This window comes from Microbacterium sp. (assembly GCF_047606385.1).
Classification (GTDB): Bacteria; Actinomycetota; Actinomycetes; order Actinomycetales; family Microbacteriaceae; genus Microbacterium.
This window is the reverse complement of the sequence record NZ_JASGEL010000075.1, coordinates 1-12,636: the sequence shown is the minus strand read 5'-3', so window position 1 is coordinate 12,636 and position 12,636 is coordinate 1. Positions and strand designations below refer to the sequence as shown.

9 protein-coding genes are annotated in these 12,636 nt (G+C 69.9%); 2 read left to right on the top strand and 7 right to left on the bottom strand.

What is annotated here, in order from left to right; genetic code table 11:
- Both QM626_RS07145 and QM626_RS07140 read left to right on the top strand, forming a co-directional pair.
- On the top strand, positions 1-751 hold a 751-nt coding region (locus QM626_RS07145), incomplete at its 5' end, for a DNA-3-methyladenine glycosylase family protein (RefSeq protein WP_415075446.1).
- 18 nt (positions 752-769) lie between these two features.
- Entirely contained in the window at positions 770-994 is a 225-nt protein-coding gene (locus QM626_RS07140) for a hypothetical protein (protein WP_415075444.1), read from the top strand.
- Positions 995-1,001: 7 nt separating this feature from the next.
- On the opposite strand, the gene QM626_RS07135 is transcribed toward QM626_RS07140, so the two are convergent.
- From QM626_RS07135 to QM626_RS07105, 7 genes are all read right to left on the bottom strand, one after another.
- A complete protein-coding gene (locus tag QM626_RS07135) occupies positions 1,002-1,913 on the bottom strand; it encodes a hypothetical protein (RefSeq protein ID WP_415075442.1) in 912 nt (303 codons plus the stop codon).
- A gap of 13 nt (positions 1,914-1,926) precedes the next feature.
- Positions 1,927-2,760 (bottom strand): aldo/keto reductase, encoded by an 834-nt coding sequence (locus tag QM626_RS07130; RefSeq protein ID WP_415075440.1) that lies wholly within the window; start codon positions 2,758-2,760, stop codon positions 1,927-1,929.
- Between the two features lie 23 nt (positions 2,761-2,783).
- Positions 2,784-3,599, bottom strand: coding sequence for a Cof-type HAD-IIB family hydrolase (locus QM626_RS07125; RefSeq protein ID WP_415075438.1), 816 nt, complete (start codon positions 3,597-3,599; stop codon positions 2,784-2,786).
- A 22-nt stretch (positions 3,600-3,621) separates the two neighbouring features.
- Positions 3,622-4,356, bottom strand: a complete 735-nt coding sequence (locus tag QM626_RS07120) for an alpha/beta fold hydrolase (RefSeq protein ID WP_415075436.1) — start codon at positions 4,354-4,356, stop codon at positions 3,622-3,624.
- 225 nt (positions 4,357-4,581) lie between these two features.
- Entirely contained in the window at positions 4,582-8,457 is a 3,876-nt protein-coding gene (locus QM626_RS07115; RefSeq protein WP_415075434.1) for a DNA-directed RNA polymerase subunit beta', read from the bottom strand.
- A gap of 41 nt (positions 8,458-8,498) precedes the next feature.
- Positions 8,499-11,996 (bottom strand): DNA-directed RNA polymerase subunit beta, encoded by a 3,498-nt coding sequence (locus QM626_RS07110; RefSeq protein WP_415075432.1) that lies wholly within the window; start codon positions 11,994-11,996, stop codon positions 8,499-8,501.
- A 243-nt stretch (positions 11,997-12,239) separates the two neighbouring features.
- A partial coding sequence (locus QM626_RS07105; RefSeq protein ID WP_415075430.1) for a biotin-dependent carboxyltransferase family protein occupies positions 12,240-12,636 on the bottom strand: 397 nt, incomplete at its 5' end.

Below are 12,636 nucleotides of genomic sequence, written 5' to 3'. Positions count from 1 at the left end.
GCTGCGCGCGAGCCGCGACGGCGTCCGTGCCGCCGCGTGGGGGCCCGGGGCCGAGTGGGCCCTCGACCAGCTGCCGGCGCTGTGCGGCGCGGCGGATGACCTCGACGGGTTCGACGCCTCGCCGCATCCGCTCGTCGCCGCGTCGCACCACCGCCATCCGGGACTGCGCCTGAGCCGCACCGACCTCGTCTTCGACGCCCTCGTCGGCGCCGTGTTCGAGCAGAAGGTCACCGGGCTGCAGGCCTTCGGTGCATGGCGCCGCATCCTGACGTGGCACGGCGACCGCGCCCCGGGCCCGACGCCGCGGCCCATGTTCGCGCCGCCGAGCACGGCGGGCTGGCGTCGCATCCCGTCGTGGGCGTGGCATCGCGCCGGTCTCGAGCCGCCGCAGTCCCGCACCGCCGTGCAGGCGGCGACCCGCGGCGAGTCCCTCGTGCGCGCCCTCGACGAGCGCCCCTCCGACCGCGACGCCGTGCTGCGGTCGCTGCCGGGCGTGGGGCCGTGGACCTCGGCGGAGACCCGCATCCGCGCCTACGGCGACCCCGACGCCGTCAGCGTCGGCGACTACCACCTCGCCCATCACGTGGGTCATGCCCTCGCCGGCAGCCGCACCGACGACGAGGGGATGCTGGCGTTGCTGGCCGCGTGGCCGGGGCATCGGCAGCGCGTGATCCGGCTCATCGCGGCGAGCGGGGCTCAGGAGCCCCGCCGCGGCGCGCGCCTGCATCCGGAGGACCATCGCGACCGGTGAGCCCCCTACGCTGGAGCCATGTCAGAAACGCGCACCGGCTGGCCGCACGGCCGCACCACCTGGATCCTCGGCACGGTGGTGCTCTTCGGCATCGGCATCCTCGTCGGCGCGCTCCTGGGCAACATCTGGCTCGGCCTGCTCCTCGCCTTCATCGTCTCGATCGGCTGGGCCATCGCCTACGAGTCGTGGCGCGGCCGCAACGTCGGCATCTACGATCGCGACGACGACGGCGCGCAGCTGTAGCGCACCGTCACGCGGTCTCCCAGCGCATGAGCGGGTCGTCGGGCCCGAGGGACTCTCTGGCGAGGTCCTGGACGGCACCGCTCGCCTGCTCACGACGCAGAGTGTCGAACGGACGCTCCTCGGACAGCCGGTCGAGGGCATCGGCGAGCTGCCGGACGACGAGCTCGTCGTCGGCGGTCGCCGCCGGATGCCGGAGCCGGGCTCGCGCGCGCCGCCAGAGCGCCGTGGCCGCGTGCCCCAGGGCCGGATCGTCGTCCTCCCAGGTGCGGAAGGGGTTGTCGTCGTTGGCCCGCAGCCATCGCGGCGAACGGGGATGGCGCACGTGCCCGTTCCAGAAGCCGTCGATGCGCAGACGGAGGAGCTTCGCGTCGGCGGAGCTGACGTCGTCGAAGGAGATCCAGGTGAGACGGGGCAGCGCCGTGTACGGCGGGAACGCCGCGGCGTCGATGTCGTAGCACCGCATGAACGCGATGCGTTCCAGCGCGGACGCGGCGGCGATGGCGGCGCATCCGGTGACGGGACCGGGAACATTGCGCACCGTCAGCTCGCGCAGTGCGCTCATCGTCCGCAGCGGGGAGAGATCGACGCGGGAGCTGTCGCTGATCTCGAGGCTCGTCGCCGGGGTCAGCCCGGCCGGCATCCCCTCGCCGACGTCGCCCCAGAGCTGGACCAGGAGAGCGGCGTCGGGCGAGACGTCCAGCCGGGTCGACTCCAGCTGTCCCGTGAGGGAGAGGTGCTCGACGGTGGGAGGCAGACGGAGGGTCAGCGGGCCGCGGATCCCGTCGACGGTCACGCTCCGCAACCGGGCGTCGCGCAGGTCGAGGTGATCGACCGCCGGAGAGCGCCAGATCAGCCGCTCCGCGCCGCGGAGCCGTGCGCCGTCCGGCGCGTCCCGGGAGTGCTCGATCTCGGTCGGCATGATCGCCCCCGGCTCAGAACTCCTCATGGACCTCGGGATCGCCGTCCCACAGCCGCCCCCGCTCGAGGCGGGAGATCTCCGCGACCTCCGCGTCCGACAGCGAGAAGCCGAAGACCTCCGCGTTCTCCCGCTGACGCGACGGATCGGCGGACTTCGGGATGGGCGTCGAGCCGAGCTGTACGTGCCAGCGCAGCACCGCCTGGGTGGGCGAGACCTCGTGGCGCGCGGCGGCGTCGGCGACGGCCTGCTCGGCCAGCAGCTCGCTGCGGCGAGCGAGCGGGCTCCAGCTCTCGGTACGGATGTCGTTGCGCTCGTGGAAGGCCCGCAACGCGGTCTGCGGGAAGTACGGGTGCATCTCGACCTGGTTGACGGCCGGGACGACGCCGGTCTCGTCGATGAGGCGCGTCAGCATCCCCTCGGTGAAGTTCGAGACGCCGATCGAGGTGACCGTGCCCTCCTCCTGCAGCGCGATCATGGCACGCCACGTGTCGACGTACTTGTCCACCCGGGGGTTGGGCCAGTGGATGAGGTACAGGTCGATGCGGTCCAGCCCGAGCCGGGCGAGCGACCCCTGCGCGCTGCGGATCGTCTCGTGGTAGCCGTGGTCGCGGCCGGGCACCTTCGTCGCGACGATGATCTCGTCGCGGTCGATGTCGCTGCGGCGCACGGCGGCGCCCACGGCGTCCTCGTTGCCGTAGTTGACCGCCGTGTCCAGCAGCCGGTAGCCGTTCCCGATCGCGGCGAGCACCGCGTCCGCACCGTCGGCGCCGTCGAGCTGGTAGGTGCCGAGGCCGAGCTGGGGGAACGCGGTGCCGTCGTTGAGGGTGACCGTGGGAATCGTGACCATGTCCCCATCCTGCACCCGCACGGTCAGCCCAGCAGCCGCTCGAGCACCCGGACGACGCCGTGCTCCGCGTTCGACGGCGCGCGGTGCCGTGCCCGCGCCGCGACGAGCGGGTGGGCGTTGGCCATCGCGAAGGAGTGGTCGGCGGCATCCATCAGCTCGAGATCGTTCAGGTAGTCGCCGAACACGACGGTCTGCGCCGGCGCGATGCCGAGCAGGCGCTGCAGCCGGCGCAGCGCCTCGCCCTTGTTGACGCCGGGGTTCATGACGTCGACCCAGTGCTCGCCGGAGACGACCACCTGGTGCGTGGCGGCGATCCCGGCGAGGGCGGGAGCCGTGTCCCGCTCCGCGCTGCCGAAGTCGAACACGGCGACCTTCAGGATCTCGTCGTCGACCAGGTCGAGGCCGGCGACCTGGCGCAGCTGGACGTAGTACCGGTCGGCCTCGGCGCGGAACGCCTCGTCGGTGCGCTCGATGTAGGCCGAGCGCTTGCCGCACAGCACCACGCCGACGTCGTGCCGCAGTCCGCGCACGGTCGCGACGACGTCGGCGACGACGGCGGGGTCGATGACGTCCGAGCTGAGCTCTTCGTCGTGCCGGACGACGAAGGTGCCGTTCTCGGCGATGAAGACCATGTCGTCGCCGTGGTCGCCGAACTCGCGCCGCAGCGTCGCGTACTGACGTCCGCTGGCGGGGGCGAACAGGATGCCGCGCTGCGCGAAGACGGTCAGCAGCGGCCAGAGCCCGTCGGGGACGCGGCCGTCGGCGTCCAGCAGGGTGCCGTCCATGTCGACGGCGACGAGGCGGATATCGGGACTCGGATCGAGGTCGGGCAGGCTCATCCCTCCATCCTCGCAGCCGCGCTCAGATGCGCGCGGGCAGCGCCTGGGCCAGCCACCCGGTGACCAGCCGCATGAAGCCGGCGTGGTCGTCGCGGAACACGGTGTGCCCGGAGCCGGGCAGCATCGTCACGGTCATGCCGTGGTACTGCAGCCGCGTGCGCACCTCCTGGGTGATCAGCAGGCTCTTCTCCGCGAGGATCACCAGGCTCGGGACGCGCACCACGCGCGGCGGGGCGAGCACGCGCGTGTCGGCGAGGCCGAGAACGGTGCGCCGGTCCCAGGCGCGCACCGAGGCGGTCTCGAGCTCGACGTCCTCCGCGGCCCACTTCGGGTTCATGCGTGCCAGCATCCGGCGCCCCGGCCGGGGCATGAGGCCGAACGCGAGCTTGTAGACGAGGCCCCGGGCGCCGCGGGGGAAGGCGAAGGCCGGGTCGACGTAGATCGTGGCCCGGGCGGCGAGACGCTCGGCGACGATGCTCGCGACCAGTGCGCCGAGGGAATGGCCGACGATGACGTCCGGCTCACGATCGAGCAGCGGCGCGACGGTCTCGGCGACGTCGTCGGCCCACGCGGTCGGCGAGTACCGGCGGGCGCGGGGGCTGCGGCCGTGGCCGGCGAGGTCGACGGCGATCACGCGATAGCCCTGCTCCTCGAGATCGGCCCGCACACGGTGCCAGGCCCGCGAGTCCGACATGATCCCGTGCACGAGCACGGCGCACCGTTCACCGGCCCCGGACTCGTCCACCGCCAACCGCATGCGCTCCACCGTAGGTCGCCGACCTGAGCGGGCGCCCTGTGCACCTCGTCATCCGTCTGTGCGAGGGTGCCTCGCCCGCCGCAGACCGACCATGTCCCACTTCGGCGCGGAATGAGAGCACCATACCGCGCCGAAGTGGGACATGAACCGCGCCGAAGTGGGACACGCTAGGGACGCCGAAGCCCCGGCCGCATGGCGCGGTCGGGGCTTCGGCGGGTATCCGGGTCAGTTGTAGGTGCCGGGCGTGAAGTCGTCCGTCGAGAAGCTGTCGAAGTCGACGTAGCTCAGGTCGGCATCGCTGTACGCACCGTCCGAGGCGAAGATGCGGTTGGGGTACCGCTCGCTCTTGGCCTCCTCGGTGGCCTCCACCGTGACGTTGCGGTACTTCGCGAGACCGGTGCCGGCGGGGATCAGCTTTCCGATGATCACGTTCTCCTTCAGGCCCACGAGCGGGTCGCGCTTGCCCTCCATCGCGGCCTGCGTCAGCACGCGCGTCGTCTCCTGGAACGACGCCGCCGACAGCCACGACTCGGTCGCGAGCGACGCCTTCGTGATGCCCATCAGCTCCGGGCGACCGGACGCGGGGCGCTTGCCCTCTGCCACGGCGGCACGGTTGATGTCGATGAACCGACGCGAGTCGACCATCTCGCCGGGCAGCAGCTCGGTCTCGCCGTGGTCGACGACGGTGACCTTGCGCAGCATCTGGCGCACGATGACCTCGATGTGCTTGTCGTGGATCGGCACGCCCTGCGAGCGGTACACGCCCTGCACGCCGCCCACGAGGTACTTCTGCACCTCGCGCGCGCCCTGCACGCGCATGATCTCCTTCGGGTCCAGCGTGCCGACCTGCAGCGGCTGGCCGACCTCGACGTGCTGGCCGTCCTCGACGAGGAGGGTGGCGCGCTTGAGCACCGGGTAGACGTGCGGCTCGTCGCCGTTGTCGGGCGTGAGGATGACCTTCTTCTGCTTCTCGGTCTCCTCGATCGTGATCCGGCCGGTCGCGTCCGCGATCGGCGAGGACCCCTTCGGGGTGCGCGCCTCGAACAGCTCCTGCACACGCGGCAGACCCTGGGTGATGTCCTCGGCGGACGCCGAGCCACCGGTGTGGAACGTGCGCATCGTCAGCTGCGTGCCGGGCTCGCCGATCGACTGGGCCGCGATGATGCCCACGGCCTCGCCGATGTCGACGGTCTTGCCGGTCGCGAGCGACCGTCCGTAGCACTGCGCGCAGACGCCGACGGCCGAGTCGCAGGTGAGCACCGAACGGACCTTGATGGTCTCGATGCCGCCCTCGACGAGCTTGTTGATGAGCACGTCGCCCACGTCGTCGCCCGCGGCGGCCAGCACCGCACCGGACGCGTCGACCACATCGGCGGCCAGGGTGCGCGCGAACACCGAGTTCTCGACGTTCGGGTCCTTGACCAGCACGCCCGCGGCGTCCAGCGCCGCGATCGGCAGCTCGAGGCCCTTGCTCGTGCCGCAGTCCTCCTCGCGGATGATGACGTCCTGCGAGACGTCGACCAGGCGCCGGGTCAGGTAGCCCGAGTCGGCGGTGCGCAGCGCCGTGTCGGCCAGACCCTTGCGGGCACCGTGCGTCGCGATGAAGTACTCCGCCACGCTCAGCCCCTCGCGGTACGAGGAGATGATCGGACGGGCGATGATCTCACCCTTCGGGTTGTTCACCAGGCCGCGCATACCGGCGATGTTCCGGATCTGCAGCCAGTTGCCTCGGGCGCCCGAGCTCACCATGCGGTTGATGGTGTTGTCCTCCGGGAAGTTGGCGCGCATGGCGGCCTGCACCTCGTCGGTGGCCTCGGTCCAGATCTTGATCAGCTCGGTGCGGCGCTCCGCATCCGTGGTCAGACCCTTCTCGTACTGCGCCTGGACCTTCGCGGCCTGCTTCTCGTAGCCGGCGATGATCTCAGGCTTGCTCGGCGGGGTCAGGATGTCGCTGAGCGCCACCGTGACACCCGAACGGGTGGCCCAGTAGAAGCCGGCGTCCTTGATCCGGTCGAGAGAGGCCGCGACCTCCACCTTCGGGTACTCCTCGGCCAGCTTGTTCACGATCTGCGACAGCTTGCCCTTGTCCGCCTGCTCACGCACGAACGGGTAGCCCTTGGGCAGCGTGTCGTTGAAGATCGCCTGACCCAGCGACGCGTCCACGAGGCCGTGACGCTCGTAGCCCTCCGGCGCCTCGCCCTCGAGGAAGGTGAGACCGGGAACGCGGATGCGGACCTTGGCCTGCAGGTCGAGGGTCCCCTCGTCCTTGGCCAGGATCGCCTCGCCGACCGAGCCGAAGACGCGACCCTCGCCGAGCGCGCCGTCCTTGAGGGTCGTCAGGTGGTGCAGACCGATGATCATGTCCTGCGAGGGCAGGGTCACCGGGCGGCCGTCGGACGGCTTCAGGATGTTGTTCGAGGCGAGCATCAGGATGCGGGCCTCGGCCTGCGCCTCGACCGACAGCGGCAGGTGCACGGCCATCTGGTCGCCGTCGAAGTCGGCGTTGAACGCCGCGCACACGAGCGGGTGGAGCTGGATGGCCTTGCCCTCGACCAGCTGCGGCTCGAACGCCTGGATGCCCAGGCGGTGCAGCGTGGGCGCACGGTTGAGCAGCACCGGACGCTCGCGGATGATCTCCTCGAGCACGTCCCACACCTCGGGACGGGTGCGCTCCACGGCGCGCTTGGCCGCCTTGATGTTCTGCGAGTGGCCGAGGTCGATCAGGCGCTTGATCACGAACGGCTTGAACAGCTCGAGCGCCATCTCCTTGGGCAGACCGCACTGGTGGAGCTTGAGCTGCGGGCCCACGATGATCACCGAACGACCCGAGTAGTCCACGCGCTTGCCGAGCAGGTTCTGGCGGAACCGGCCCTGCTTGCCCTTGAGCATGTCGCTCAGCGACTTCAGCGCCCGGTTGCCGGTGCCCGTGACCGGGCGGCCGCGGCGGCCGTTGTCGAACAGCGCGTCGACGGCCTCCTGCAGCATCCGCTTCTCGTTGTTGACGATGATCTCGGGGGCGCCGAGGTCGATCAGGCGGCGCAGACGGTTGTTGCGGTTGATCACGCGGCGGTACAGGTCGTTCAGGTCGCTGGTGGCGAAACGGCCGCCGTCGAGCTGGACCATCGGGCGCAGCTCCGGCGGGATCACCGGGACCACGTCGAGCACCATCGAGGCCGGGCTCATGCCGGTCGTGAGGAACGAGTTGACGACCTTGAGGCGCTTGATCGCACGGATCTTGCGCTGGCCCTTGCCCTCCGAGATCTGCAGGTGCAGCGAGTCCGCCTCGGCCTGCAGGTCGAACGCCTCCAGGCGGCGCTTGATGGACTCGGCGCCCATGTGGGCCTCGAAGTACTGTCCGAAGCGGTCGACGAGCTCGTTGAAGACCTCGTCCTCCGCCTTGAGCTGGCCCACCTCGAGGGTGCGGAAGTCCTCCCACACGCGCTCGAGACGGCCGATCTGCTCGTCCGCGTTCTTGCGGATCTGCGCCATCTCCTTCTCGGCGGCGTCCTTGACCTTCTTCTTCGCGTCGGCCTTGGCGCCCTCCGCCTCGAGCCCGGCGAGCTCCTCCTCCAGCGCGGCCAGACGCGTGGCCACACGGGCGTCGCGGCGGTCGCCGAGGTTCTTGATCTCCAGGCGCAGGTTCTGCTCGTGCGTGGGGAGGTCGCGGTGGCGGGCCTCCTCGTCGACCGAGATCACCATGTAGGCGGCGAAGTAGATGACCTTCTCGAGGTCCTTCGGCGCCATGTCGAGCAGGTACCCGAGGCGCGAGGGCACGCCCTTGAAGTACCAGATGTGGGTGACGGGCGCGGCGAGCTCGATGTGGCCCATGCGCTCGCGGCGGACGGAGCTCTTGGTGACCTCCACGCCGCAGCGCTCGCAGACGATGCCCTTGAAGCGGACGCGCTTGTACTTGCCGCAGGCGCACTCCCAGTCGCGGGAGGGGCCGAAGATCTGCTCGCCGAACAGGCCGTCCTTCTCCGGCTTCAGCGTGCGGTAGTTGATGGTCTCGGGCTTCTTGACCTCGCCGAAGGACCAACGACGGATGTCGTCGGCGGTGGCCAGACCGATACGAAGCTCATCGAACGTGGTTGCGTCGAGCACTGGTTCTCCTGTGTCTTGCGTAGTCGCGAATATCGGCCGGGTCAGATCTCGTCGATGGACGAGGACTCGAAGCGGCTGGAGATGTTGATGCCAAGCTCCTCCGCCGCGCGGAAGGCGTCGTCATCCGTGTCGCGGAGGTTGACCGCGGTGCCGTCGGCGGAGAGCACCTCGACGTTCAGGCAGAGCGACTGCATCTCCTTCATGAGCACCTTGAACGACTCCGGGATGCCGGGCTCCTGGATGTTCTCGCCCTTGACGATCGCCTCGTACACCTTGACGCGGCCGAGGATGTCGTCCGACTTGATCGTGAGGAGCTCCTGCAGCGCGTACGCGGCGCCGTAAGCCTCCAGCGCCCACACCTCCATCTCGCCGAACCGCTGGCCGCCGAACTGGGCCTTACCGCCCAGGGGCTGCTGCGTGATCATCGAGTAGGGGCCGGTCGAGCGGGCGTGGATCTTGTCGTCGACCAGGTGGTGCAGCTTCAGGATGTACATGTAGCCGACCGAGATCGGAGCCGGGAACGGCTCGCCGGTGCGGCCGTCGAACAGCGTCGTCTTGCCGCTGCCGCCGATCAGGCGCTCGCCGTCGCGGTTCGGGGTCGTGGAGTCCAGCAGGCCCACGATCTCCTCCTCGAAGGCGCCGTCGAACACGGGGGTCGCGACCTTCGTGCCGGGGGCGGCCTCGCGGGCGCCGGCGGGCAGCTGCGCGGCCCACTCCGGCGTCCCCTCGACCTTCCAGCCCTGCTTGGCGATCCATCCGAGGTGGGTCTCGAGCACCTGGCCGAAGTTCATCCGGCCCGGGATGCCGAGCGGGTTCAGGATGACGTCCACCGGCGTGCCATCGGCGAGGAAGGGCATGTCCTCGATCGGGAGGATCTTGGCGATGACGCCCTTGTTGCCGTGGCGGCCGGCGAGCTTGTCGCCCTCGGTGATCTTGCGCTTCTGGGCGATGAAGACCACGACGCGGCGGTTGACGCCGCTGCCGAGCTCGTCGTCGCCGTCCTCGGCGTTGAACTCCTTGACCGCGATGACCGTGCCGCGCTCGCCGTGCGGCACCTTCAGCGAGGTGTCGCGGACCTCGCGGCTCTTCTCGTTGAAGATCGCGCGCAGCAGCCGCTCCTCGGCGCTCAGCTCGGTCTCGCCCTTGGGCGTGACCTTGCCGACGAGGATGTCGCCGGGACGCACCTCGGCGCCGATGCGCACGATGCCGCGCTCGTCGAGGTCCTTCAGCAGGTCGGGGCTGACGTTGGGGAGGTCACGGGTGATCTCCTCCTTGCCGAGCTTGGTGTCGCGGGCATCCACCTCGTACTCCTCGATGTGGATCGAGGAGAGGGTGTCGTCCTTGACGAGATCCTGGCTGAGGATGATGGCGTCCTCGAAGTTGTGGCCTTCCCACGTCATGAACGCGACGAGGAGGTTCTTGCCGAGCGCGAGCTCGCCGTTCTCCGTCGCCGGGCCGTCGGCGATGACCTCGCCGGCCTCGATGCGCTCGCCCTGCGAGACGACCACGCGCTGGTTGTACGAGTTGCCCTGGTTGGAGCGCTCGAACTTGCCCAGGAAGTAGTGGTCGTAGTCGCCGTCGTCGGTCATGACGGTCACGGCGTCCGCCGAGACCTCGCTGACGACGCCCGACCGGGCGGCGACGGTGACCTCGCCCGCGTCGACCGCGGCGTAGCCCTCCATGCCGGTGCCGACCAGCGGCGACTCGGCCCGCACCAGCGGCACCGCCTGACGCTGCATGTTCGCGCCCATGAGGGCGCGATTGGCGTCGTCGTGCTCGAGGAACGGGATGAGGGAGGTCGCCACCGACACCATCTGGCGCGGGGAGACGTCCATGTAGCCGATCTCCTCCGAGTGGAAGAGGTCGACCTCGCCGCCCTGGCCGCGACGGGCCAGCACGCGGTCGTTCACGAACTTGCCGCTCGCATCCAGCTCGGCGCCGGCCTGCGCGACGATGAAGTCGTTCTCCTCGCCGGCGGTCAGGTAGTCGATCTGGTCGGTGACCCGGCCGTCGACGACCTTGCGGTACGGCGTCTCGATGAAGCCGAACGCGTTGATGCGCGCGAAGGTCGCGAGCGAGCCGATCAGGCCGATGTTCGGGCCTTCCGGCGTCTCGATCGGGCACATGCGGCCGTAGTGCGAGGGGTGGACGTCGCGGACCTCGACGCCGGCGCGCTCACGCGACAGACCGCCGGGGCCCAGCGCCGACAGGCGGCGCTTGTGGGTCAGACCCGCGAGCGGGTTGTTCTGGTCCATGAACTGCGACAGCTGCGAGGTGCCGAAGAACTCCTTGATCGCGGCCACGACGGGGCGCACGTTGATCAGGGTCTGCGGGGTGATCGCCTCGATGTCCTGCGTGGTCATGCGCTCGCGGACCACGCGCTCCATGCGGGACAGACCGGTGCGCACCTGGTTCTGGATGAGCTCGCCGACCGCGCGGATGCGGCGGTTGCCGAAGTTGTCGATGTCGTCGACGTCGATGCGGATCTCGGCGGGCTGGCCGCCCCGGAGCCCGGAGAAGGTCGCGTCGCCGCGGTGCAGGCGCACCAGGTACTTGATGGTGGCGACGATGTCGGAGGTGGTCAGCACCGACTCGGTGAGCGAGCCGTCCAGGCCCAGCTTCTGGTTGATCTTGTAGCGGCCGACCTTGGCGAGGTCGTAGCGCTTGGGCGAGAAGTAGAAGTTGTCCAGCAGCGCACGGGCGGCCTCGGCGGCCACCTGCTCGCCCGGGCGGAGCTTGCGGTAGATGTCGCGGAGCGCGTCCTCCTTGGTGAGGATCGTGTCCTTCTCCAGGGTCTCCTCGATCGAGGCGAAGCCGGCGAACTCGTTCAGGATGTCCTCGGAGGAGAGCCCCAGCGCCTTCAGGAACACGGTGACCGACTGCTTGCGCTTGCGGTCGATGCGCACGCCCACCTGGTCGCGCTTGTCGATCTCGAACTCGAGCCAGGCGCCGCGGCTGGGGATGATGCGCGCCGAGACGATGTCCTTGTCGCTGGTCTTGTCGGCCACGCGGTCGAAGTACACGCCCGGGCTGCGGACCAGCTGCGAGACCACGACACGCTCGGTGCCGTTGATGATGAACGTGCCCTTGTCGGTCTGCAGCGGGAAGTCGCCCATGAACACCGTCTGGGTCTTGATCTCACCCGTCTGGTGGTTCATGAACTCGGCCTCGACGTACAGCGGGGCGGAGTAGGTCTTGCCGCGGTCCTTGCACTCCTCGATCGTGTACTTCTCGGGCTCGAGGTAGGGGTTGGTGAAGCTCAGCTGCATCGTCTCGCTGAGGTCTTCGATGGGCGAGATCTCCTCGAAGATCTCTTCCAGCCCGCTGATCTCCGGCACGTCGGTGCGGCCCTCGGCCTTGGCCTGCTCGACCCGCGCCTTCCACGCGTCGTTGGCGACGAGCCAGTCGAAGGACTCGGTCTGCAGCGCGAGCAGATCGGGGACCGTGAGGGTGTCGGTGATCTTGGCGAACGAGAGACGCGATGCTCCGCGTCCGTTCTTGGGGGTGGCGGGAGTGGATGCGTTCGGCGCAGCAGCCAAGGGGATAACCTCCATGGGCCCGGGCGGGGCTCGTTCCTTGTCGTCAGGGTGGAGTGCTCGATCCTCCCCGGAGCGTGAATGCCGCACGCCGCGATCTGCGGGGGCACGCACGCACAGCCGACCACCATATGAAGACAGGGGGATTCAGAGCGCAACTACCAACAGTACGGCATCCGATGACCAATGTCCAGTCGGATTCTTGACGACTTTCGGATGCTGCGGTATAACCCGCGCGTGCCGCCCTCAGCCGGTGCGGAAGCGGATGCGGGTGCCCGGCGCGGCCTGGGCGAGCGCGTCCAACGACGCGTCGTCGACGACGGCGATGACGGGGTAGCCGCCGGTGACCGGCCCGTCGGCGAGGAGGATGACCGGACGCCCGGCCGGCGGCACCTGGAGCGCACCCGGCACCATGCCCTCGCTGGGCAGCTCGCCGTGGTCCGTGCGCGTGAGGACCGGACCGTCGAGGCGGATGCCGACCCGGTCGGCGTCCGCGGTGACGGTCCAGATCGCGTCCGTCAGCATCCGGTGCGCGGCCGCGCTGAACCACCCGGCCCGCGGGCCCGGGCGCAGCGTCAGGATCGGCTCCGCGGGCGGCCACCCCCACGGCCCGGCGTCGAGCGGAGGCGGCGGGCAGACGGCG

Bases quoted from the DNA above. Each gene is read 5' to 3' on its own strand.
- QM626_RS07120 (WP_415075436.1), bottom strand. From the start codon at position 4,356: ATGCGGTTGGCGGTGGACGAGTCCGGGGCCGGTGAACGGTGCGCCGTG.
- QM626_RS07135 (WP_415075442.1), bottom strand. From the start codon at position 1,913: ATGCCGACCGAGATCGAGCACTCCCGGGACGCGCCGGACGGCGCACGG.
- QM626_RS07130 (WP_415075440.1), bottom strand. From the start codon at position 2,760: ATGGTCACGATTCCCACGGTCACCCTCAACGACGGCACCGCGTTCCCC.
- QM626_RS07125 (WP_415075438.1), bottom strand. From the start codon at position 3,599: ATGAGCCTGCCCGACCTCGATCCGAGTCCCGATATCCGCCTCGTCGCC.
- QM626_RS07140 (WP_415075444.1), top strand. From the start codon at position 770: ATGTCAGAAACGCGCACCGGCTGGCCGCACGGCCGCACCACCTGGATC.